A 20,692-nucleotide genomic window follows, 5' to 3' on the forward strand; every position below is an offset into this window, starting at 1 on the left:
GACGCTGGGAGTTGATCCGCATGCGGCTCGGCAAGACGGCCGTCGTCCTCGGTGGCAGCGCCGCCGGTCTGTGCAGCGCCGGGGCGCTCGCCCCCTACTTCGACCAGGTGCTGGTGCTGGAGCGCGACGAGCTGCCCGCCGAGGCCGAGCACCGCCGGGGCGTGCCGCAGAGCAAGCACCCGCACTTCCTGCTGAACTCGGGCCGGCGCGCGATCGGGGCGCTGTTCCCCGGCTTCGAGGACGACCTCGTCGCCGCCGGGGGACTGCACCTGATGCCGTCCCTGGACGCCGCCTACCTCGACGGCGCGGGCTGGTCGGCCCGCAAGCGCAGTGCCATGACGATGATCTACAGCTCGCGGATCCTCATCGAACGCGTGCTGCGCGACAAGGTGCGCGGCCTGGCGAACGTCGTCATCCGCGAAGGCGTCACCGTGAGCGGCCTGACCACCCACGACGGCGCGGTCACCGGGGTCACCCTCACCGCCGGCGGCGAGGAGCCCGCCGACCTCGTGGTCGACGCGCTGGGCCGCGGCTCCTCCGTCAGCGCGTGGCTGGTGGCGGCGGGCTGGCCCGAGGTCGAGGTGCGGACGCTCGACGCCAAGGTCACCTACACCTCACGCTGGTACGACCTGCCCGCCGAGCGGCCCGCGTCCTGGTGGTGGCAGCACCTGGTGATCATGCCGACGCCGGACCAGGGCGACCACCCCGCCGAGCACGACTTCCTGGTCAACTTCTTCCCGATCGAGGGCGACCGCGTCATCGCGTGCATGGGCTCGTGGGGGCTCGAGATGCCGCGCACCACCGACGCCTTCGTCGAGACGGCGCGCCGCGTGCGGACGCCGTTGTTCGCCGCCGCGATGGACCGGTGCGCGCCCACCTCGGAGGTGCACCTGACCCGCTCGACGGGCAACAAGTGGCGCCGCTACGACCGGCTGCCCGGCCCGCCGCGGGGGCTGGTGTCCGTCGGGGACTCGATCTGCGCGTTCAACCCGTTCTACGCGCAGGGCATCAGCTCCGCGGCGGGCTCGGCCCTGCTGCTGCGCGAACACCTTTCCCGCGCCGGAACGCTCGACGCCGGGTTCGTGGCGGGGTTCCTGGCCGCGCAGCGCAAGCTGCTCGGCGTGCCGTGGTCCCTGGCCATGGCGCGGGACCAGGGTTACGCGTGCGCGGTCGGCACGGAGAAACCGCCGGAGTGGCGGCGGCGCATCGTCGCGGCGTTGTCCGCGCCCGCGTTCAGCCTCATCGTCGGGGCCGCCCGGGAGTACGAAGTGGTCGACGAGCACTTCGCCAAGGTGTTCAACCTCGACGAGTCGCTGGGGGAGATGCTGCGGAACCCGCGGGTGCTCGCCGGCCTCGTGCGCTACCGCCTCCGCGCGGCGCTCGGGCGGCACCGGGTGCCCTTCGGGTTCGACCCCCAGGCCGAGCCGCCGGCCACGGACTACTCGCCGGCCGCGGCACCGGCCGGCGCCCGGTGAGCGACGGCTGCGGACCGGACGCCGAGGCCGTCACCCGCGCCCTCGGCTTCGACTGCCACGACGTCTCGCCGGTGGTCTCGGTGCGCGCGCCTTGGGACCTCGCCGATCCGACGATGCCGCTGCTGGAGGTGCTCGTCGTCGGCGGCGCCGTGTTCGCGCTGGTGCACGCGCTGCGCCGGTACCGCGGCGGCGACCCGGTCAACCTGGCGCTGTGGTGGGCTTCGCTGGTCTACCTCTTCGTGACGGAACCGCCGCTGTACTTCCCGGAGTGGTTCGGCCTCGACAAGGTGTACGGCTTCATCTTCGCCCACAACCTGTTCACCGTGCAGTTCATGGGGGACCGGCTGCCGCTCTACATCGTCGCGTTCTACCCGGTGATCAGCCAGCTCGCCTACGAAGTGGTGCGGTCGCTCGGCGTCTTCCGGCGCCGCGGCCCGCTGGTCGCGTCGGTGGCCGTCGCGTTCGTGTGCCAGCTGTTCTACGAGGTCTTCGACCAGCTCGGCCCGCAGCTGAGGTGGTGGGCGTGGAACCCGGGCAACGACCTCGTCAACCACCCCGCGCTGGCGTCGGTGCCGATGACCAGCATGCTGCTGTTCGCCTCGGTCTCGATGGGCGGGCTGACCTACCTCGTCGTGCGGCTGGCCGGCACCGGTCCGCGACGAGGATGGTCGCTGGCGTGGCGGGTGCTGGTGGCCGGCGTCCTGACGCCGTTGACGATGGCGCTCGGCGGCCTCCCGTCGAGCCTGTTCACCGGGAACGTCACCGCGCAGGCCTGGGTCCTCGGCGTCGAGCTGGCCCTGCTCTGGGCCGCGGGCGCCTGGATTCTCTTCACGCGCCAGGGGGAGCCGGAGCCGCTGTCCGCCTTCGTCCGGATCTACCCCGCCGTCTACCTGGGCGGCCTGGCCGTGTGCTGGATCCGCGCGCTGCCGGCGTACTTCGCCGCGGCCGGCGGCGTCACCGGCGACGGCACCCCGATCGGCAGCGGGCTCTACGCGCTCGCTTGCTTCGCCGCGGCCGGCCTGCTGCTGACCGCGCTCCACCGCGCCCGCCGACCTGCTCCCGTCTGAGACTTCCGGCTCGGGGAAGATGGACCGCATGGGGTACCACGGCTGGCGGGGCAACCCGCCCGGCACCGAAGACGAGGCACGCCGCCGGATCGTCGAAGCGGCGACGGCTTGCCTCGACCGGGCCGGGCTCGCCAAGACCAGCCTCTCCGACGTCGCCGCCGAGGCCGGGGTGACGCGGCAGACCGTCTACCGCTACTTCCCGGGCCTGAAGGACATCCTCCGCGCCGTGGGCCTGGCCGGCGTCGAGGAGTTCGCCGGGCGGATGGCGCGGCACCTGGCCTCGTTCGGGACCGCCGCCGAAGCCGCCGTGGAGGCGGTGGTGTTCGCCGTCCGGACGGTCCCCGGCGAGCCCTACCTCGGCCTGCTCCTGCAGGCGGGCGAAGGCGAGTACTTCACCGCCGGCGTCACCTCGCAGCTCGCCTTCTCGGCCGGGGCGGGGATCCTGCGCAACGTCCCGGTCGACTGGGCCGCCGCCGGCGTCGGGTCCGACGACGACCTCCAAGGCTTGGCCGAGATCCTGATGCGGCTGTTCCTGTCGTTCCTGCAGTACCCCTCGACCCCCGCGCTCACCGACGATGAGCTGCGCGCGCTCGTACGCCGCTGGCTCGGCCCGGCGCTGGGCGGCTGAGCTCCGCCAGGGCCGGCCCCGGCCCCCAGGCCCGGGGCCGGCCCTCGCTCCCCGTCAGCGGATGAAACTCACCTCCGGGAAGGCGGGCGACGGCGCGGCCAGCAGGGGCTGGGGCCGGCAGCGCAGGTGCTGCTCGAAGAACGCCTCGACGTAGGCCCGCGTGATCGCCAGCGCGCGGGTCCCCTCGATCGACGCGCCGATGTCGACGCCCAGCTGGTCGGCCAGCACACCGAGGTCGGTGAACGAGCTGTGCACCGTGCCCGACACCATGAGCCAGCGCTTCCAGCCGGTCAGGTTCGGCCAGTCGGTTTCCCAGTCGTCGTACGGGTTCGGCGTGCCCGGGGTGTAGTTGTCCATGCTGCCCAGGAACAGGAAAGGCCGGGACAGCCCGGACGCGGGCAGCGGGACGTGGGTCGAGCCGTCGATGTCGATCCCGGCCCGGACGCGCGGGTCGGCGAGCATCGCCTGCAGGGTGTTGGCGCCGCCGGCGGAGTGCCCGGCCATGCCGACCCGCTGCGGGTCGATCAGCGCGCTGCCACGCCACTTCGGGTGCGGGCCGATCAGCTCGTCCAGCACGAACGACGTGTCGGCCGACCGTATCGCCGCCACCTTCTCCCAGATCCCCGGCTGGTCGTCGACGTCGCAGGCGGCGCAGCCGGTGACGTGGCCGTCGGGGAAGGTGGTGGCGCGGTTCTCGTAGGTGTGGTCGATGACGGTGGCGACGTAGCCGTGGCTCGCCAGGTCCTCGGCCAGGCCGCTGAGCACGGCCCGGGGCTGCGTCCAGCCCGGTGACAGCACGACCATCGGCAGGCTGTGGCGCCGCCCGGCCGCCGGCGCGTCGACGACGGCATTGGTCCGCACGGTGCTCAGGGCGTCCAGCGACAGGCCGGGAATGCCCTCCCGCTCGAGGTTGCGTTCGGACTCCAGCGGCGTCATGTACGGCTTCGTCGGCCCGTGCGCCGAGGCCGCCGGGTAGAAGACGGAGACCATCAGCTCCCGGTAGGGCACCGACGGCACCCAGGGGTCCGGCCGTGAAGTGTCCACAAGCGACAGTGAGGTGACACCGACCGGCTGTGACCCGGTCGGTCTGGGCAGGTGCGGTGTCGTGCTCGCCGCGGCGGGTGTCGCGGACAACGCGAGGCCCAGAGCGGTGGCGACAACGAGTGTGCGCATGGTTCCCCCAGCAGGATCGGATCAGGACAGGTGGCGGATGCGCCGGTAGCAGAACCAGGTGAGCAACGCGGACAGGGCGAGGAGCAACGCCAGTTCGAGCCACTGCAGCGGCCAGAACCGGGAGCCCGGCTGGTAGGTCAGGCGCTGGTGGTAGCCCCGGGTGTCCAGCTGGGCCATGCAGGCGTCGACGCCGCGCGGGTCCGGTGGGCCGCCCCGGTCGCCCGGCTTCGGCACGCAGTTCTGCACGAAGTCGGGCAGTGGCGTGACGACGTTCCCGGCCGGGTCCACGGTTTCGTCGGCCAGCAGCCAGACGCCGGCCGGGGTCTCCACCCCGATCTCCTCGATCACCCCGGACCCGTTCCCGCTGATGTTCCTGATGGCCGAGTTCCCGATCGAGACCTCCTGCTGCACCGCGGGCAGGAGGTACGGGCGCACGTACAAGGGGACGGCGAGCAGCACGGCGGCGAGCACGACGAGGGTGACGGCCATGGCCGCGACGGTCCGCCGCAGCACCATCCCGACGGCGACACCGAGGACGAGCGCGAAGACCGCGTACCCGACCGGGACGACGCCGCGCGCGGCGAACACCACCGGCGAGATGCGGGACAGCGTTTCGCCGTTGGTCGCCGAGCTCGCGAGCGCGTCGATCGGGGACGCCCACCACGTGACCGCCAGGCTCAGCACCCCGGCCGCCACCATCGCGGCCGGCACCCCGACCACCAGCTTGGTCGTGAGCCACCGCTTGCGGGTGATGGTCTGGTTCCAGACCAGGTTGTGCGTGCCGTGCTCCAGCTCGCGGGTGATCATCGGCGCGCCCCAGAACAGGCCGATGACCGCGGGCAGCAGGTACAGCGCGAGGACCGTGCCGCCGAACAGCGTGTCCTGGTCCGAGAAGTTCGTGCGGCCCACCAGGTCCGGACCGGTGATCGCGAGGATCACGGCGATCAGGAGCAGAGCGGCGAACACCGCCAGCGCGGGGACGCGGATCTGGCGCCAGGCCAACCAGGTCATCGGAGCACCTCCAGGGCGGGACGGGCGGCGGCCGGGTTGCTCATGTACTCGAGGACGAGGTCCTCCAGGCTGAGCTGCCCGACCGTCCACACGGGATCGAGAATGGGCGCTTCGGTGCGGACGAGCACCGTGGTCTGGCGGTCGGTGTGCGTCGCGGAGACGACGTGCTGGTCCGCGGGCAGGGTCTCGACGTCGCGCAGCGGCCCGGACAGGCGGTGGTGCGAGGCGAGCAGCTCGTCGACGTCACCCATCACCCGGACCTGGGACGCCACCAGCACGACGAGGTGGTCGCAGACCCGTTCGAGGTCGTTGACCAGGTGCGAGGACATCACGACCGACAGCCCGTCCTCCGCGACGGCTTCCATCAGGACCTGCAGGAACTCCCGGCGCGCCAACGGGTCGAGCGCGGCGACCGGCTCGTCGAGCAGCAGCAGTTCGGGGCGTTTCGCGAGGCCGAGGGTCAGCGCCAGCTGGGCGCGCTGGCCACCGGACAGCTTGCCCGCGGGCTGTTTCGGGTCCAGCCCGAGCCGTTCGATCCGCTTCGTCGCGAGCGCGGCGTCCCAGCGCGGGTTGAGGTGGGCGCCGAACCGCAGGTGCTCGTCGATCGACAGGCCCGGGTAGACGGGCGTGTTCTGGGCGACGTACCCGACCTTGGCCAGCTGGTCGGGCCCGCTGCCGGGCACCCCGCCGCACACCTCGATCGTGCCGGTGGTCGGCTCGAGCATGCCGGCGGCGATGTTCAGCAGGGTCGACTTGCCGGCGCCGTTGGGGCCGACGAGCCCGGTGACGTGGCCGGCCTCGATCTCGAGCGTGCAGCCGGTCAACGCCCATTCGCGCTTGTACTTCTTGCCCAGTCCCTGGGCGCGCAGGACGATCACGCTATGTCCTCTCTTGCGGAGTCGCGAAACGTGGACATCAACAGGGCCTCGATGCTCTCTTCGTCGAGACCGGCCTTGCGGGCCTGGGAGAGCCAGCGGTTGAGGTCGCGGCGCAGCGGCCCGATCGCCGCGAACGACACGCCGTTGCCGAGCGTCGCCGTCACGAACGTGCCGACGCCGGGCCGCGCCGAGACGAGGCCGTCGTGCTCCAGCTCCCGGTAGGCCTTCAGCACGGTGTTGGGGTTGATCGCGAGGCTCGCGACCACGTCCTTGACCTTCGGGAGCTGGTCTCCCTCGTTCAGCAGGCCCAGGCGCAGCGCGTGCCGCACCTGCTGGACCAGCTGCTGGTAGGGGGACAGGCCCGACCGGGCGTCCAGGTGGAATTCGATCATCGGCAACTCCATTTAACTAGGTGACTAGCACTATAGCTAAACAGGCGACGCCGGCGCCAGTGCCCCCTGTCTCATAGTGAGACCCGGGCGCTACGGTGCTCTGTGCTGTGATCGGAAGGCCTTGTCGGGCAACGAAAAGGGGTGCCGGATGCCGGAGGTCATGAACGGGTCTCGCCGAGCCGGCGCAGCGGACGACGCGCCGCAGACTGAGGCGGAGGCGCACCTGGAGTGCCTGGAACGCGCCCGTCGCGACCTGGCCCCGGCCGGCTGGCGGATCGACGGCCTCGCCGAGGAGTGAGGCCCAGCCGGCCGACGGAGCAGCCGTAGGGTGACTGCGTGCCCGAGGACGTGAACCCGTGGCCGCTCGCCCCGTCCGGCACCACCGACTGGTTGCGGGAGCGGTGCGGCGACGGCTTGACCGGGTTCATGCCGCCGGCGATGCCCGACGCGGCCTGGGTGCTCAACGCCATGTACGAGCACGAGCGAGGGCCGACCGAGACGTCGTACCACGAGTACCGCCAGGCGCGGCTCGCGGACGGCAGCGTCCGGCCCCGCGTCATCGGCGGCGTCGACCTCGAAGCCGGGAGTGTGGCCACCGGCGGCGGACTGGGTCGCGCCGAGCATCCCGGCGCCGGGTGGCGGCGGCTGCGCTGGGCGGAACTCGCGCAGCGCACCGGCGACCCCGTCGTCCCCGAGGGGCTGCTGCCGTCGTACCGCTGTTTCCCCTCGGTCAGGAAGGACGGCAGCTGGCCGCTCGGCATCATCCCGCCTGCCGAGGGCAGCCTGGACCGCGAGACCTGGACGCGGCTGATCGGCATCCTCATCGAACACACTCCCGCGGGCCCGAACACCCGCTGCCTGGCCTACTACAGCCCGCTGACACTCGGGGCGACCGACTTCGAGCACCTTCACGTGCGGGCAGGAACGCTCGGCGACGCCGAGAGTTTGTACGACGATTCCGAGGTCGACTTCAGTCCGGCCAACCTCTGGGCCGAGGATCGCTCATGGTGCCTCTGCACCGACTACGACCTGTGGGCCACCAAGGTCGCCGGCCCGTCGGCCCTGGTCGAAGCGCTGTTGAGCGACGTCGAGATCGAAGCCGTGCGGCTGCCCTGAAGCCCCTGATAGCGGATCAGGGGCATTCCTGAACTTCTCACGAACCACTTGTTTGCGTGGCGCAAATAGTGCACCGTGGGGTCATGCCCCACGACTACGAGGACCTCGAGCAGGTGGTCTACCCGCTGATGCGGATCGGCCAGACGATGCGCCGCGCGCAGAACAAGGCCATCGACCCGACCCGGCAGGCGATCCTGCAGCAGGCGGCCGTCAAGCAGCAGGTGCGGCCGTCCGAGCTGGCCGCCGAGCTCGACCTGTACCCGTCGTCGATCACCCGGCAGACGCGGTCGCTGGAGGACGACGGTCTCATCGCGGTCGAGGCCGACCCGGCCGACCGGCGTTCCTGCCTGATCTCGCTCACCGAGGCCGGCTGGGACGAGGTCCGCGCGCTGACCCGGATCGGGCTGGACCGGTTCGCCGACTTCATGGCCGGGTGGGACGCCGAAGACGTGCGGACGCTCGGCCGCCTGCTCACCCGGCTTGAGACCTCGGTCGACGAGGCCAAGCGCCGCACCCAGCGGCCCGGTGGCCGGCCGTGGCAGCAGCGGACCGGGGGCGAGTGACGTGCACGTGCTGATCGCCGGGGCCGGCGTCGGCGGCCTGTGCCTCGCCCAGGGACTGCGCGCGGCGGGGGTGCGGGTGAGCGTCTTCGAGCGCGACCCGGACCTCGGCGAACGCGACCAGGGCTACCGGATCCACATCGACGGCCACGGCGGCGAAGCGCTGCGACGCTGCCTGCCCGAGCACCTGTACCGGCGCTACCTGGCGACGTCGTCGGTGCCGGGCGCGGGCCGGATCAGCACGCTCGGCACCGACCTGACCGTGCTCTCGACGTTCGACGTCGGCACCGGCGGCGAGCACAGCGCCGTCAACCGCCGGACCCTGCGCCAGATCCTGTTCACCGGACTCGAGCAGGACGTCCACTTCGGACACCGGGTAACGGCCGCGGACCAGGACGAGCACGGCGTGCGCGTCCGGTTCGACGACGGCCGGGAGGTCCGCGGCGACGTGCTGGTCGGCGCCGACGGCGTGCACTCCGCGGTCCGGGCGGCGGTCGCCCCCGGCAGCGCGCCGATCGACACCGGGCTGCGCTGCATCTACGGCCGGACGCCCCTGGCCGCGCTGCCGGACCTGGCCGCCCGGTTCTTCGACGGCTTCACCGCGGTGGCCGGCGGCCCGGCGACGCTGGCCCTCGCCGCGTTCCGGGCGCGCACCCCGGTCTTCCCGCCGGAGCTGACCCCCGTCGACGACTACCTGATGTGGGCGGTCGTCGGCGCGGCGCCGCAGGAGCGGGAACCCGCTGCGCTGCACCGGTTCGCGCAGGACGTCGTCCGGGGCTGGCACCCGGAGCTGGTGCGGATCGTGGAGCACGCCGACGTGCCCGCGACGTTCCGCACGCCGATCCGGACGTCGCCACCGGTCCCCGAATGGCCGGCCGGGCGGATCACCGTGCTCGGCGACGCGATCCACGTGATGCCGCCGTCGGGCGGGGTCGGCGCGAACACGGCGTTGCGGGACGCGGCGCTGCTGGCGGCGGGGCTGGCCGGCGGTGATCCGCTGACCGCGATCGCCGCGTACGAAACGGAAATGCGGGAGTACGCCACGGCCGTGGTGCGCCGCAGCAACCAGCTCGCCGGAGTGAAAACGGGGGAGAACCGATGAAGGGGAGAATCCGCGTACTGGCACCGTTCGCACTGGACCTGGTGCTGCCGGTCGTGGCCTACTGGCTGCTGCACACGGTGTTCGGGCTCAGCCCGTTCTGGGCGCTGGGCATCGGCGGCCTGGCCACGATGGTGAACGCGATCATCACGACCGTGCGCCGGGGCAAGCTCGACGGCTTCGGCATCCTGGTGGTCGTCGAGGTGGCGCTGTCGGTGGTCCTGCTGTTCGTCAGCGACGACCCGCGGGTGCTGCTGCTGAAGCCGGCGTTCTACGTCGGCGTCGCCGGGGTGTACGCGCTGGGCAGCCTGTTCGTGGGCCGCCCGCTGGTGTTCGAGGCCGGAAAGCCGTTCGCCACCCGGGGCGACCCGCGAACGGTCGAGGCCTACGACCGCAGCTGGGCGGTGTCCGAGCCCTTCCGCGCGGCGATCCGCGCGGTGACGCTGGTGTGGGGCGTGGGTTTCCTGCTGGACGCGGTGCTGCGGGTGATCATCGTGTACAGCTTCTCACCGGCGGAGATCACGGACTCGCTGCTGTTGTCGCAGGTGCCGTTGATCGCGGTGCTGGTGGCGATGATCGCCTACACCCGGCTCCGGATGCGCAAGGTCCGCCCGATCATGCTGGCCGAACGCGACCGCCTGCCGGCCGAGCGGCACTGACCGGCCTCCCCGGACTTCACGGCCGGCGCAGCCACCGCAGCGCGGCGTCGACGCAGTCCTCGGGGGTGCTGTCGAAGGCGATGGCCGCGCCGGGAGTGTGCAGCCGGACCAGGTTGATCACCTTCTCGAAGAACCCGAGCAACGGTTCGTGGGTGCGGATGCCGCCCCCGATCACCACGCAGCCGTAGTCTGCGCCGGTCAGAGCAGTCACGAGCGTTTCTTCGGCGTTGTCGCCGAGCGTCAGCAGGCACCAGTCGGCCTCGACGCCGTGCTCGACGAAGCGCGCCCGGCCACGGGCGATCGCCGCCTGGACCGGCGCCGGGTCCCAGCCGTCGAGCTTGGCCGGATCGAGTCCGACCACCAGCACACGTCCCGTTGTCACGCGTCCTCCTCGGGCGAGCGGCGCTTCCTCACCGGAAACGGTGATCAGTGGAACACACACGTCCCCTCGGGAGTTGAGCGTGGCATGAGTCAACTCGTGGACCGCACCATCGCCGCCCTCCGCTCCGAGCACGACACGCTCGCCGGCCTCGTCGGCGGCCTCACCGACGACCAGCTCGCCACCACCAGCGGTGCCTCCGAGTGGACCGTCGCCCAGGCGCTTTCCCACCTCGGCAGCGGCGCGGAGATCGGCCGCGGGCCCATCGCCCGCGCCGCCGGGGAGACCGTGGCGGCCGAAGACAACCAGACGATCTGGGCCCGCTGGGACGCGTCCGCGCCGCGAGCGCAGGCCGAGGGTTTCCTGGAGCACAACGCCCGCTGGCTCGACACGGTCGAGGCGCTCACGCCCGAGCAGCGCTCGTCGCTGACCGTCGACCTCGGCTTCTGGCCGGAGCCGGTCCCGCTGCTGACCGCGCTGGGCATGCGGTTCAACGAGGTGGCCAACCACTCGTGGGACGTGCGCGTGGCCTTCGAGCCGGACACCGGCGTGGACCCCGGCTCGGCCGAGGTGCTCGTCGAGCTCCTGTCCGGGCCGGTGGGCTTCCTGCTGGGCTTCCTCGCGAAGCCGGCCGAACTCGCGGACCCGGTGTCGGTCGCGGTCCCCGGCGGCGCGCTGGTGATCGACGACGCCGTCACCCTGGTGGATCACCTGGAGGCACCGACCGCGACGTTCGACGGCCCGGCGGAAGCGTTCGTCCGGCTGATCAACGGCCGGCTCAAGGCGCCCTACGACAAGGGCGTCACCGTCGAGGGCGGCGTCACGCTCGACGACCTGCGCCGCGTGTTCCCCGGCTTCTGACCGGCCCGGTTCACCGGGTCAAGGCGAGCAGCTCGTCGATCACCGGCTCCGGACCGTCGTGGGTGAGGTGCGCGATCGCGAACATCGGCGCGACCACGCGGCTCCAGGCGTAGAGCCGGTCGCCGTCGAGCCCGCAGGCGGCCGCCACCCGCCGGCACCGGGTCTCGACCCCTTCGAGCCCGGCGCCGGCGACCACGTAGTCCACGGCGTCGAAGCACGGATCGCCGAGGCACGCCTTCGGGTCGATCGCGACCAGACCGCGCGACGGGCCGCCGTCCAGGGCGTTGCCGAGGTGCAGGTCGCCGTGCAGCAACACGACGGTGTGCTGCGTGTCCAGCAGTTCCCCGCAGCGCCGGATCGCGCGGTGCCAGGTGGCCTGGCCGATCCGGGCGCCGATCGCCGGGTCGGCCAGTTTCCGGCCGATCCGGGCGAAGGACTCGTCGAACCGGCCGCGCAGGTCCCACGGCCAGTCCGCGGGCGGGGCCACGGCGTGCAGCGCGGCGAGCAACTCGCCCCACAACCGGGGCAGTGACGTCTGCGGCAGGTCTTCGGCCTCGGTGCCGGGCCGGATCTCCTCCAGCACCATGGCCCCGGCTCCCGGGTCGGTGGCCAGCACGGCCGGCACCCGGCCCGAGGCCGCGAACACGCGCAGCATCTCCGCCTGCTTGGTCAGCAGTGTCCGATCCGGACTGAGCTTGAGCACCGCGGGTGTCCCGTCCGGCCATCGGCAGCGCAAGACGACGGACGCGGCCCCGCTCGCGAACACCTCGCCGGGCCCGAGACCCCACCGGGCGGCCAGCCGGGCCGCGAGGGCGGGGACGTCGGCGAGCCACCCCGCGGCCCCGGGACCGAACCGGTCCACCAGCCGCACGCGCACGTCGTCCAGGTCCACCTCGGCAGTTTGCCACCGCCGGAGGGTGTCGCTTCTCGCGCCGGCCGGGGACATCTGACAAAGTGGCCCGATGCTGAAGCAGGTGGCCGACGGGGTCTGGGTCCGGCAGAGCGAGTGGGTCTGGAGCAAAGCCGTCGTCGTGCGCGGGGACACCGGGCTGGTCCTGGTCGATCCGGGCATCGACGGCGCCGACCTGAACCAGCTCGCCGACGACGTGGACGCGCTCGGCGTGCCGGTGGTCGCCGGGTTCTCGACCCACCCCCACTGGGACCACCTGCTCTGGCACTCCCGCTTCGGCGACGTCCCGCGTTACGCCACCGCCGCCGGCGCCCAGGTCGCGGGTGAGGCCCGCGAGCGGGCGCAGAAGATGGCGGAGGAGAGCGCCACGGGCATCCCGCTCGAGCTGATCGGGCTCCTCACGCCGCTGCCCGCGGACGGCGGCCCGGTGCCGGGCGAGATCCTCGAGCACCAGGCGCACACCATCGGCCACGCCGCGATCCTGCTCGCGGACCGCGGCGTCCTGCTCGCCGGCGACATGCTCTCCGACGTGCTGATCCCGCTGCTCGACCCCCGCCGCCCCGACCAGCTGAACGCCTACGAGGCGGCCCTCGACCGGCTGGCCGAGGCGTCCCGGCAGGTCGACGTCGTGGTCCCCGGGCACGGCGCCGTCGCCGAGGGCGCCGAGGTGGCGGGCCGCCTCGCCGCCGACCGCGCCTACATCGAAGCCCTGCGGCGAGGAGAAGAACCGGTGGACGCGCGCCTCGAACAGCACGACTGGCTTTCCGCCCCGCACCAGATGAACCAGAAGCAGGCCGGCCACACCTCCGGCTGACGGACGTTTCCTAGTGCGCGCCGAACCGGTGTGCACCGGCCGCGGACGCCATGAGGGTCATCGGCCAGCGGACGTCGTAAGGCTCGTCCCGGGTCCGGCGGCGCAGCACGGTGTCCAGCTGCTCGCCGGTGAGGCGGCCGCCGGTGGCGACGCACTGGCGCACCAGGGAACGCGTCTCCTCGTCCGCCGCGGCGTGTTCGGGCTCCCACAGCTTCAGCGCGTGCACGGCCGCGCGGCGTGACAGGCCCGGCGTCGCCGCGTACCAGTGGCCGGTCTTGCCCGGCGGCGGATCGGTGGGCACTCGGCGGCCGAGCCGTTTCTGCTTCACGCGCGAGTCCGCGTAGGCGGCACCGGCGCTACGCCACTGCGCCCGGCCGGCTTCCAGCGCCGCCAACGCGTCCAGGAGGGCTCGCTCGTGCCGCTGGTACGGGCCGGCGAGCTCGGCGAGGAAGCTCAACGTCGCCCGGTGGCCGATCGGGTGGTAGAGGCGCACGCACGAACACAGTGCCGCGACGCGCTGACCGTGGGCCAGCCGGCCGTCCCGCACTCTGCGTGCTCGCTCGCCGAACCCCATTCCGGCAGCCTACCGAGCGGCACTCACCGGATTACGCCCATTGGTGCCGCCCAGGTGTTACAGAAAGACGCATTCAAGAATTGCAACCACTGAATCGAGTGAATCCGCGGCGTTCGCGGTCACGGACGGCTGGCGGCGACGTACGGTTGTTGTTTCCGCACCTCCGATCCGAGCCGTCGAGCACGGACGGACGGTGTGCGTTCCGGGCTCTACCAATCCAAGGCGGCGAGCTACGGCATGCAGGCGGACAGCCCGCTCGACTGGGACCTGTCCGAGTGGCAAGGGGCGACGATCATTCGCCCGTCCGGGGTACTGGACGTCGGCACCTACGGGGTGCTGCGGGACGCGCTGCTCAAGTGCGCGGCCGACCAGCCCCGTGCGGTGATCGTCGACCTCGAGGCACTCGCGATCACCAAGGATCACCTGACCAGCGTCTTCGTCGCCGTGTGGCTGCGGATCTCGCAGTGGTCGACGGTGGCGCTGGTGGTCGTCCCGGGCTCGGCGCACGCGGCCCTCGCGCGGCACGGCCCGATGCGGCGCTTCGTGACGGTCCGGCCCACCGTGCTCGACGCACTGGCCGGGCTGGGCGACCCGCCGCCGCGTCGCCGCACGGAACTGTGGTTGCCCTCCTCACCGCGCAGTGTGGGCGCGGCGGCCCCGTTCGTCACCGACACCTGCGGCAACTGGGACATCGATTCGCTGGGGGAGCCGGCGGTCACGGTGGCGGGTGAGCTCGTGGCGAACGCCGCCGAACACGCGCATTCGCCGGCGCGGTTGCGGTTGGAGCTGCGGCTGGGCCGGCTCACCGTCGCGGTCGCCGACGACGACGTGCGTCCGGTGTCGCTGCCCCAGGTCGGCAAGAGGACGCCGAAGCCGCGCAGCGGGCTTCCGCTCGTCGCGCACCTCGCGCACGCCGCGGGCTGGTCGCCGAAGCAGTCCGGCGGGAAGATCGTCTGGGCCGTCCTCCGGCCGCCGCACGCGCAGCCGGTACCGGTGCCCGACGGCGACTGAGCCGGCCCCGGTTCAGGAGCGGCAGAGCAGCGCGTCCGGCGTCCGGTTCGAGCCGACGCGGCCGGTGTAGGCCACCCCGGCGACGTACTCGCCCGGGGCGCACTGGCCCTTGTAGCTGCCCGAGGCGAAGTCGCCCCCGAGGTCGCCGGAGGGGCGGTTGTCGCCGCGGTCGAACCAGACCGTGCGGCCGGTGCGGCCCAGCGGGGTCGCCGACTTGCCGCACAGCACGGCCGAAACCGCCGCACCCTTCACGCTGTAGCCGACCACCGCGTGGTCGGCCGGGCACTGCAGCTTGGTGTAGCCGGACGCCCAGTCGGTGTCCACAAAGGACTCGTCGCGGGTCACGACGTACCCGGACGGCACCGGGAGCGTGCCCGTGCACAGGCCGCGGTTGCCGGTGTGGGCGAGACCGGTGAGGCGCTGGCCGTCGGGGCAGACGCCCTTGCGCGCGCCGGGATTCCAGTCCGGTAGCGCGCGGACCGCGCGGGATTCCTGGAAGTCGCCGTAGTCCAGGTTCAGCATCGACCAGTGGTCGGCCTGCGGGATCGGCCCGGTGCGCGACGGCGCGCTCACCAGCCGCTGCCACGCCGGGCCGCGCCAGTCCCGGCCGTCGAGCACGTCGATGCGGTTCCCGGCGCTGTCCCACGCGAGCAGCGACCAGCCGTCGCCCGTGCCGCCGGTCTGGAAGCCGACCGCGGGCCAGTAGGCGAAGTCCGTGTCGGTCTCGGCGAGGTAGTTCACGAAGGTCTCGAAGAACGCGCGGGACGCGGGGTCGGTGGTGTTGCGGCCCTCGCCGAACTCGCTGATCCACAGCGGCGCGGTGTAGTGCTTGCCGGTGTCCTGCTCGACGAAGAACGCCTGCCGGTACAGGGTGTCACGCAGGTCCTGGGGCGAGAGGTCGCGGTAGCGCGGGTCGTGGGTTTCGCCGATGCCGGTCGCGCCGGAGTGGTTCGGCCCGGTGTAGCCGTAGAAGTGCGCGGAATAGACCAGCTTCCCGGAGTCCACGAGCGTGTGCGACAGCGTCCGGGCGGGCTCGAGGGTGGGCCGTCCGTGCGCGAAGCCGTCGATCGGCAGGCCGGTCCAGTTGATGCCCTCGACGATCATCAGCAGGTCCGGGTTCGCCTCGGTCAGGATGCGGTCGGCGACCTGCTGGCTCGCGCGCTGCCAGTCCTTGTCGTTGCCCCAGCCCCAGTTGGGGTCGTCGAAGGTGTTGCGGCGGACCTCGTTGTACAGGTCGGCGCCGGCCACCCGCTTGTTCGCGGCGTAGCGCCGCGCCATGAACAGCCAGTCGTCCTGCCACTGCTGCTCGGTCTGCGCGGTGTTCCAGCGCTCGTTGCCGTCGAGACCGCAGCACCAGCGCGACGTCGTGGTGTGGTTGTTGAGGATCACGGCGAACCCGCGCGCGGTCAGCCGTTCGACGACGCGGTCGTAGACCTGCAGCGGCGTCTTGCCGCGCAGATCCGGGTTGGCCGGCAGGTCGGGCACCGGCGTCGCGTCGTGGATCATCGCGTTGGAGAACTGCAGCCGCACGCTGTTGAGACCCAGCTGCGCGAGCCCGTCGATGACGGTGTCGATCGACGCGCGGTCCAGCCCGAGCGGCGTCTGGTAGGCGATCTCGCCGGCGTGGTGGTTGGCCGGATCGCTGACGTCACCCGACCCGGTCCACGTACCGCTCGCGCCGTGCCAGTTGGCGGCCTTCAGCTTGAACCGGTTGCCCGCCGCGTCGACGATGTAGCGGCCGCGGGTGCTGAGCGGGCCGGCCCAGGGCGCCGGATCCGCGTGGGCGGGATCCGGCGCCAGCGCGGAGATCGGGGCGGCGACGCCGGTGGCCAGCAACGCGGTGAGCAGCGCACTCATGATCCTCACGCGCGGAGGCTAACGGGTGTTTCGCCCGGTTGTATACCGGCAGCCGGGTGCGGGCCCGCCGTTCGTCGGGTCAGCTCCCGAGCGGGGTCAGGCTGGGGGTTTCGCCCGGCCCGACGGGGAAGCAGGCCAGGAACGTGACGCCGTCCTCCTGCGCGTCGAAGCGCGCGATGCGGGCCGCTTCGGGCTCGTAGAAGACGTCCCCGGGCGTGAGCACCGATTCCGGCTCGCCGTCGATCTGGTAGACGGCCGAGCCGGTTTCGATGCTGCCGAAGACGGGTCCATTGTGGACGTGCAGCCCGGTGCCGAAGTCCGGCGCGATGGTGATGCGGCGCAGCTCGACGTAGTCGACCACGCGCGGTTCCGGGAGCCGCTGCTGCAGCACGAGCGTGCGCGTGACGGGCTCGGCCGGGACGGCCACGGGTTCGGCGGCGCTCACCGGCTCGGCGAACTCCGCCGTGGTCCCGTCTTCGGGGAGTTCCTCGATGGCGAGGTGCGTCATCGACGTGGTGTCGGTGGCACCGTGCCAGTGCCATTCGCCAGGAGCGACGCGGACGGTGTCGCCGGCCCGGATCAGCTGGGCCGGGTCGCCCCGGCGCTGGACGTAGCCGGTGCCCTCGGTGACGACGAGCACCTGGCCGAGCGGGTGCCGGTGCCAGCGCGTACGCGCACCGGGGGCGAACTGCACACGGTCGACCTGGGTGCGAGACGGCCCTTCGGGGACGGCGAGCGAGGTGACCCAAGCGCTGCCGGTGATGACGTCGGCGGGCGCGACGGCGGTGGCGGACGGAACGTGACGGACGTGCACGGAAACTCCCCAGGTTCAGCGGGTGTAGGCGGCGAGCAGCGAAAGCACGCCGGAAACGGCTTGGTCGAACGGTCCGGGCGCGGCGGCGGCGCGAGCCAGCACGTACCCGCCCTGCAGCACGGCAACGATGGTGGCGGCGAGCGCGGCGGTGTCCAGCTCGGCAGGCAGTTCTTGCGCGGCCCGGCCTTCGTCGAGGACCGCGGTGAGTTTGGCTTGCAGGAGGGTCAGGGTCTCGTCGACCGGAGCCCGCAGCTGCGGGTCGGCCACGATGTCGGGATCCTGCGTGAGCCGGCCGATGGGACAGCCCCGCAGCACTTCGCGCTCACGACGCAGGTACGCGGTGACCCGTTCGACGGCGGTCCCAGGCCCACGCAGCTGCGCATCGGCCGCGGCGAGCAGCTCATCGGCACTACGCCGCACGGCGGCCAGCGCCAGCTCCCGCTTGCCGGCGAAGTGGTGGTACATGCTGCCCTGCCCGGCACCCGCGCGCTGCTGGATGGCCTTGGGGCTCGTGCCCACGTAACCGCGTTCCCACAACAGTTCCCGGGTGCTGTCGATCAGCTGGTCTCTCGTCCCCATGGGTCGGACTGTACATACTAGTAGGTACAGAATCAACAGAGAGTGGGCCCGCGAGGGATCCGCCCGTTGTCGTGTCGGCCGCTCCGGTCAGCGTGCTGGCTGCCGGCAGCGGGACCGTCGGCTGTGAACAGCCACCTCGACGGTCGCGGGTGGCAACTCAGTTGCTGGGGGTGGTCAGCGCGGCGTCCGGAAGGGTCAACTCGGCGGCGGAAGGCCCAACACGTTGGCCGGAGCGGCTAACGCGGCGACTGGAGCGGCCAGGTCGGCACCGGAGCGACCAACTCGGTGGCCGGAACGGCCGACGCAGCGACTGGAGTGGTTAACACGGTGGCCGGAGCGGCCGCCACGACAAACGGAGTGACCAACTTGGCGACCAAGGCGGCCGACACGGCAACCGGAGTGGCCGACTTGGCGGCAGCCGAAGCGGCGGGCGGGAACGGGTGGAGCGAAACCGCCCTGTGGTCAGGGTTTTGTCGGTTGCCTCACCCGCGCGCGGAGGTCGAGGGTCCGGAGGGCCTGCCGGCACCAGCGGAGGTTCTCGTGTTCGAACGACAGCCCGCGCATCAGCGTGAGGTACGGCCCGATCCGCTCCGCCTCCACCAGGTAGTCGTCCTCGAAGCGGCCGTCCAGCAGGCGTGCGCGGAGCTTCTCGTAGCGGGCGATCTTCGCCTCCGCCGCCGTCGCCCGCTCCTCGAGTGCGGTCCGGACGGCCGGCTCGTCGCCCGCGTCCACCGCCTGGACCTGCACCATCAGCTCGTCGCGGATCGTGCCGGGGCGGGGTGGGCCGGCCGTGAACTCGTGCAATGCCTCCCGGCCGGCTTCGGTCAGCGAGAACAGGCGCTTGTCGGGCCGTCGTTCCTGGTGGACGACCCTGGCGCGCACCAGGCCTGCGGCCGCCATCCGGTCCAGTTCGCGGTAGAGCTGCTGCGGGGTGGCCATCCAGAAGTTCACCACGGACGCGTCGAACACCTTCGCGAGGTCGTAGCCCGACGCCTCGCCTTCGAGCAGCGCGGCCATCAGCGCGTTCCGCAGTGCCACCCGGTTCCCTTCCGTGACCTAGTCAACGAATTGACTAGGCGCCGACGGCCTCGCGCTGGATCTGCTCGAACTGCGCGGCCATCGCGGCCGAGAGCGCCTGGGCGGCCGACAGCGGGCGCACCATCACCGTGAACTCGTCGATCAGGCCGTTCTCGTCCAGGTGCAGGAAGTCGCAGCCCTCGACCGCGGTGTCCCCGATCCGGGCTTCGAAGACGAGGGCGTGGTCCCGGCCGTCACCACCGTCGAGCTCCCGGACGTACCGGAAGTCCTCGAACACCCGGAGCACGCCGCGCAGGATCGCGGCGGTGATCGCCTTGCCCGGGTACGGCCGGAACGCCACCGGGCTCCGGAACACCACCTCCGGCGCCAGCGCGGCCGCCATGCCCTCGGGATCACGTGCCTCGACGGCCTGCCGGAAGCTGCTGCTCACATCGCACCTCGGGTAGTCAAAAAGTTGAGTACCCGACCAGCTTAGAGGGTGCTACTCCGGCATGGTCACCGGATCGCGTTCGGACTCGGTCGTCCACAGCCAGGCGTCGTGCAGCGCGGCGATGAGCCGCTCGTCGTCCTCTTCGCTGGGCTCGTCGCCGACCGGCAGCCAGGTCTCCTCGGCCGGTGCGCCGTCCAGCTCGCGCCGGAGCACGATCCCGGAGTACTCGAACTCCGCGTCCGGGTCCGGGTCGACACTGACATGACGTGGCTGAGCGGCCACATCGACCCGCCGAGCTCGACTTTCGGACATCGGCACCCCAGCCTTCCCGCGCGATACTGGACAGTCGCTGCGGCGGCGGGACTCGTTACAGCCGTGAGGGTAGAAATACCCTCGTGCGAGATGAATTCACCGGGTAGGGGTCACCCGACGGGGTACTCGACGGCCGTGAGCTCCTCCGAAACCTGCCACAGACGCCGCTGAAGCGCCAGGTCGTGGGACTGCGGGCTGGAGGTGACGACCTCCGGGTTGCCCCGGTAGCCGCCCAGTCCGTCGGGGCCGTAGTACTGGCCGCCGAGGGCGCCGGGGTCGGTGGCGGCGCGCAGGATCGGCAGCGAGCCCCGCGCCGAGTCCTGGGTGAACAGGGGTGCGACCGCGGCGAAGACCCCGCGGAGGGCGGCGGGGGAGTTGCGCATCAGCTCGGTGCGGGCCACGCCGGGGTGGGCGGCGAGGGCGGCCGTGGTGCCGTGCGGCGCGAGCCGGCGCTGCAGCTCGTACCCGAACAGCAGGTTGGCGAGCTTGGACTGGCCGTAGGCCGCGACGCGGTCGTAGGAGTTCTCCCACTGCAGGTCGTCGAAGTGGATCGCGGCGCGGAGGCGGTGGGCGATGCTGGCGACCGCCACGACCCGCGAACCGGGCACCGGCAGCAGGAGGTCCAGCAGCAGGCCGGTGAGCGCGAAGTGCCCGAGGTGGTTGGTGCCGAACTGCAGCTCGAAGCCTTCGCGGGTGGTCTGCCGCGGCGGGTACATGACGCCGGCGTTGTTGATCAGCAGGTCGATCTTCGGCAACGCCGTGTGCAGCTCGGCCGCGGCGGTGCGGACCGACTCCAGTGACGCCAGGTCCAGCTCCTGCACGGTGACGTCGGCGCCGGCACCGAAGCCGGCCGCCGCCTGCTTGCCCTTTTCGACGTCGCGGACGGCCAGCACCACCGACGCGCCGCGCTCGGCGAGCACCTGGGCGGTCTCGAAGCCGAGGCCGGTGTTGGCGCCGGTCACGACGGCCACGCGGCCCGTCTGGTCCGGGACGTCGCGGGCGGTCCAGTGTTCGGCCATGTCGGTCGCTCCTTCGGGGATCGGCCCTTGCGGACC

Annotated in this window: 25 protein-coding genes; 11 read left to right on the forward strand and 14 right to left on the reverse strand. The window is 72.2% G+C overall.

What is annotated here, in order from left to right:
- The first annotated feature begins 20 nt into the window (after nt 1–20).
- The 3 genes from OG439_RS06695 to OG439_RS06705 are packed head-to-tail and all read left to right on the forward strand — an operon-like array spanning nt 21 to nt 3,170.
- Nucleotides 21–1,475, forward strand: coding sequence for an FAD-dependent oxidoreductase (locus tag OG439_RS06695; RefSeq protein WP_326948482.1), 1,455 nt, complete (start codon nt 21–23; stop codon nt 1,473–1,475).
- The gene (locus tag OG439_RS06700) at nt 1,472–2,542 is read left to right on the forward strand and encodes a hypothetical protein (RefSeq protein ID WP_326948483.1); all 1,071 of its coding nucleotides are present in this window, start codon (nt 1,472–1,474) and stop codon (nt 2,540–2,542) included. Before OG439_RS06695 ends, OG439_RS06700 begins: the two co-directional genes overlap by 4 nt.
- Nucleotides 2,543–2,570: 28 nt before the next feature.
- Nucleotides 2,571–3,170, forward strand: coding sequence for a TetR/AcrR family transcriptional regulator (locus tag OG439_RS06705; RefSeq protein WP_326948484.1), 600 nt, complete (start codon nt 2,571–2,573; stop codon nt 3,168–3,170).
- 54 nt (nt 3,171–3,224) lie between these two features.
- Here the strand turns inward: OG439_RS06705 and OG439_RS06710 are convergent, their stop codons facing one another.
- Genes OG439_RS06710 through OG439_RS06725 form a run of 4 tightly spaced genes read right to left on the reverse strand, consistent with a single transcriptional unit; the run spans nt 3,225 to nt 6,624 of the window.
- Nucleotides 3,225–4,343, reverse strand: coding sequence for an alpha/beta hydrolase family protein (locus OG439_RS06710; protein WP_326948485.1), 1,119 nt, complete (start codon nt 4,341–4,343; stop codon nt 3,225–3,227).
- 21 nt (nt 4,344–4,364) lie between these two features.
- Nucleotides 4,365–5,354, reverse strand: coding sequence for an ABC transporter permease subunit (locus OG439_RS06715; protein ID WP_326948486.1), 990 nt, complete (start codon nt 5,352–5,354; stop codon nt 4,365–4,367).
- Nucleotides 5,351–6,232 (reverse strand): ABC transporter ATP-binding protein, encoded by an 882-nt coding sequence (locus OG439_RS06720; RefSeq protein ID WP_326948487.1) that lies wholly within the window; start codon nt 6,230–6,232, stop codon nt 5,351–5,353. Before OG439_RS06720 ends, OG439_RS06715 begins: the two co-directional genes overlap by 4 nt.
- Nucleotides 6,229–6,624 carry a GntR family transcriptional regulator gene (locus OG439_RS06725; protein WP_326948488.1) on the reverse strand — a complete coding sequence of 132 codons (396 nt, stop codon included), beginning with the start codon at nt 6,622–6,624 and terminating at the stop codon, nt 6,229–6,231. The genes OG439_RS06720 and OG439_RS06725 overlap by 4 nt, the downstream gene beginning before the upstream one ends.
- Before the next feature lie 148 nt (nt 6,625–6,772).
- Here OG439_RS06725 and OG439_RS06730 point away from each other — a divergent pair, with 148 nt between their 5' ends.
- From OG439_RS06730 to OG439_RS06750, 5 genes are all read left to right on the forward strand, one after another.
- A complete protein-coding gene (locus tag OG439_RS06730) occupies nt 6,773–6,922 on the forward strand; it encodes a hypothetical protein (protein WP_326948489.1) in 150 nt (49 codons plus the stop codon).
- 38 nt (nt 6,923–6,960) lie between these two features.
- The gene (locus OG439_RS06735; protein WP_326948490.1) at nt 6,961–7,740 is read left to right on the forward strand and encodes a hypothetical protein; all 780 of its coding nucleotides are present in this window, start codon (nt 6,961–6,963) and stop codon (nt 7,738–7,740) included.
- An 83-nt stretch (nt 7,741–7,823) separates the two neighbouring features.
- Complete coding sequence (locus tag OG439_RS06740) at nt 7,824–8,303, forward strand: MarR family winged helix-turn-helix transcriptional regulator (protein ID WP_326948491.1); 480 nt, start codon at nt 7,824–7,826, stop codon at nt 8,301–8,303.
- A 1-nt stretch (nt 8,304) separates the two neighbouring features.
- Nucleotides 8,305–9,402 carry an FAD-dependent oxidoreductase gene (locus tag OG439_RS06745; protein WP_326948492.1) on the forward strand — a complete coding sequence of 366 codons (1,098 nt, stop codon included), beginning with the start codon at nt 8,305–8,307 and terminating at the stop codon, nt 9,400–9,402.
- Nucleotides 9,399–10,058 (forward strand): VC0807 family protein, encoded by a 660-nt coding sequence (locus tag OG439_RS06750; RefSeq protein ID WP_326948493.1) that lies wholly within the window; start codon nt 9,399–9,401, stop codon nt 10,056–10,058. The genes OG439_RS06745 and OG439_RS06750 overlap by 4 nt, the downstream gene beginning before the upstream one ends.
- 16 nt (nt 10,059–10,074) lie before the next feature.
- On the opposite strand, the gene OG439_RS06755 is transcribed toward OG439_RS06750, so the two are convergent.
- Nucleotides 10,075–10,440: a hypothetical protein gene (locus OG439_RS06755; protein WP_326948494.1), complete on the reverse strand. Its 366-nt coding sequence runs from the start codon at nt 10,438–10,440 to the stop codon at nt 10,075–10,077.
- Nucleotides 10,441–10,524: 84 nt separating this feature from the next.
- On the opposite strand from OG439_RS06755, the gene OG439_RS06760 reads away from it, so the two are divergent.
- Nucleotides 10,525–11,298 carry a maleylpyruvate isomerase family mycothiol-dependent enzyme gene (locus tag OG439_RS06760; RefSeq protein WP_326948495.1) on the forward strand — a complete coding sequence of 258 codons (774 nt, stop codon included), beginning with the start codon at nt 10,525–10,527 and terminating at the stop codon, nt 11,296–11,298.
- 10 nt (nt 11,299–11,308) lie between these two features.
- Here the strand turns inward: OG439_RS06760 and OG439_RS06765 are convergent, their stop codons facing one another.
- Entirely contained in the window at nt 11,309–12,190 is an 882-nt protein-coding gene (locus OG439_RS06765) for an aminoglycoside phosphotransferase family protein (RefSeq protein ID WP_326948496.1), read from the reverse strand.
- Between the two features lie 70 nt (nt 12,191–12,260).
- On the opposite strand from OG439_RS06765, the gene OG439_RS06770 reads away from it, so the two are divergent.
- Nucleotides 12,261–13,022, forward strand: coding sequence for an MBL fold metallo-hydrolase (locus OG439_RS06770; RefSeq protein WP_326948497.1), 762 nt, complete (start codon nt 12,261–12,263; stop codon nt 13,020–13,022).
- A 10-nt stretch (nt 13,023–13,032) separates the two neighbouring features.
- Here the strand turns inward: OG439_RS06770 and OG439_RS06775 are convergent, their stop codons facing one another.
- Nucleotides 13,033–13,596 carry a hypothetical protein gene (locus tag OG439_RS06775; RefSeq protein WP_326948498.1) on the reverse strand — a complete coding sequence of 188 codons (564 nt, stop codon included), beginning with the start codon at nt 13,594–13,596 and terminating at the stop codon, nt 13,033–13,035.
- Between the two features lie 195 nt (nt 13,597–13,791).
- On the opposite strand from OG439_RS06775, the gene OG439_RS06780 reads away from it, so the two are divergent.
- Entirely contained in the window at nt 13,792–14,607 is an 816-nt protein-coding gene (locus tag OG439_RS06780; protein WP_326948499.1) for a hypothetical protein, read from the forward strand.
- A 12-nt stretch (nt 14,608–14,619) separates the two neighbouring features.
- On the opposite strand, the gene OG439_RS06785 is transcribed toward OG439_RS06780, so the two are convergent.
- The 7 genes from OG439_RS06785 to OG439_RS06815 all read right to left on the reverse strand — a co-directional run bounded on the left by OG439_RS06785 (nt 14,620) and on the right by OG439_RS06815 (nt 20,656).
- Nucleotides 14,620–16,464: a glycoside hydrolase family 5 protein gene (locus tag OG439_RS06785; protein ID WP_326951500.1), complete on the reverse strand. Its 1,845-nt coding sequence runs from the start codon at nt 16,462–16,464 to the stop codon at nt 14,620–14,622.
- A 79-nt stretch (nt 16,465–16,543) separates the two neighbouring features.
- Nucleotides 16,544–17,278: a (R)-mandelonitrile lyase gene (locus tag OG439_RS06790; protein ID WP_326948500.1), complete on the reverse strand. Its 735-nt coding sequence runs from the start codon at nt 17,276–17,278 to the stop codon at nt 16,544–16,546.
- Between the two features lie 15 nt (nt 17,279–17,293).
- Nucleotides 17,294–17,857, reverse strand: coding sequence for a TetR/AcrR family transcriptional regulator (locus OG439_RS06795; RefSeq protein ID WP_326948501.1), 564 nt, complete (start codon nt 17,855–17,857; stop codon nt 17,294–17,296).
- 462 nt (nt 17,858–18,319) lie between these two features.
- Complete coding sequence (locus OG439_RS06800) at nt 18,320–18,895, reverse strand: PadR family transcriptional regulator (RefSeq protein WP_326948502.1); 576 nt, start codon at nt 18,893–18,895, stop codon at nt 18,320–18,322.
- 34 nt (nt 18,896–18,929) lie between these two features.
- The gene (locus OG439_RS06805) at nt 18,930–19,325 is read right to left on the reverse strand and encodes a nuclear transport factor 2 family protein (protein ID WP_326948503.1); all 396 of its coding nucleotides are present in this window, start codon (nt 19,323–19,325) and stop codon (nt 18,930–18,932) included.
- A gap of 51 nt (nt 19,326–19,376) precedes the next feature.
- Entirely contained in the window at nt 19,377–19,637 is a 261-nt protein-coding gene (locus OG439_RS06810; protein WP_326948504.1) for a hypothetical protein, read from the reverse strand.
- A gap of 110 nt (nt 19,638–19,747) precedes the next feature.
- Nucleotides 19,748–20,656 carry an SDR family NAD(P)-dependent oxidoreductase gene (locus OG439_RS06815; RefSeq protein ID WP_326948505.1) on the reverse strand — a complete coding sequence of 303 codons (909 nt, stop codon included), beginning with the start codon at nt 20,654–20,656 and terminating at the stop codon, nt 19,748–19,750.
- Nucleotides 20,657–20,692: the final 36 nt, after the last annotated feature.

The sequence above is a fragment of the Amycolatopsis sp. NBC_01307 genome (assembly GCF_035975215.1).
Lineage (GTDB): Bacteria > Actinomycetota > Actinomycetes > Mycobacteriales > Pseudonocardiaceae > Amycolatopsis.

Coding starts and splice junctions, on each gene's coding strand:
- OG439_RS06695 (WP_326948482.1), top strand. CDS start 21: ATGCGGCTCGGCAAGACGGCCGTCGTCCTCGGTGGCAGCGCCGCCGGT.
- OG439_RS06705 (WP_326948484.1), top strand. CDS start 2,571: ATGGGGTACCACGGCTGGCGGGGCAACCCGCCCGGCACCGAAGACGAG.
- OG439_RS06710 (WP_326948485.1), bottom strand. CDS start 4,343: ATGCGCACACTCGTTGTCGCCACCGCTCTGGGCCTCGCGTTGTCCGCG.
- OG439_RS06715 (WP_326948486.1), bottom strand. CDS start 5,354: ATGACCTGGTTGGCCTGGCGCCAGATCCGCGTCCCCGCGCTGGCGGTG.
- OG439_RS06725 (WP_326948488.1), bottom strand. CDS start 6,624: ATGATCGAATTCCACCTGGACGCCCGGTCGGGCCTGTCCCCCTACCAG.
- OG439_RS06730 (WP_326948489.1), top strand. CDS start 6,773: ATGCCGGAGGTCATGAACGGGTCTCGCCGAGCCGGCGCAGCGGACGAC.
- OG439_RS06740 (WP_326948491.1), top strand. CDS start 7,824: ATGCCCCACGACTACGAGGACCTCGAGCAGGTGGTCTACCCGCTGATG.
- OG439_RS06750 (WP_326948493.1), top strand. CDS start 9,399: ATGAAGGGGAGAATCCGCGTACTGGCACCGTTCGCACTGGACCTGGTG.
- OG439_RS06760 (WP_326948495.1), top strand. CDS start 10,525: ATGAGTCAACTCGTGGACCGCACCATCGCCGCCCTCCGCTCCGAGCAC.
- OG439_RS06770 (WP_326948497.1), top strand. CDS start 12,261: ATGCTGAAGCAGGTGGCCGACGGGGTCTGGGTCCGGCAGAGCGAGTGG.
- OG439_RS06775 (WP_326948498.1), bottom strand. CDS start 13,596: ATGGGGTTCGGCGAGCGAGCACGCAGAGTGCGGGACGGCCGGCTGGCC.
- OG439_RS06785 (WP_326951500.1), bottom strand. CDS start 16,464: ATGAGTGCGCTGCTCACCGCGTTGCTGGCCACCGGCGTCGCCGCCCCG.
- OG439_RS06795 (WP_326948501.1), bottom strand. CDS start 17,857: ATGGGGACGAGAGACCAGCTGATCGACAGCACCCGGGAACTGTTGTGG.
- OG439_RS06810 (WP_326948504.1), bottom strand. CDS start 19,637: ATGTCCGAAAGTCGAGCTCGGCGGGTCGATGTGGCCGCTCAGCCACGT.
- OG439_RS06815 (WP_326948505.1), bottom strand. CDS start 20,656: ATGGCCGAACACTGGACCGCCCGCGACGTCCCGGACCAGACGGGCCGC.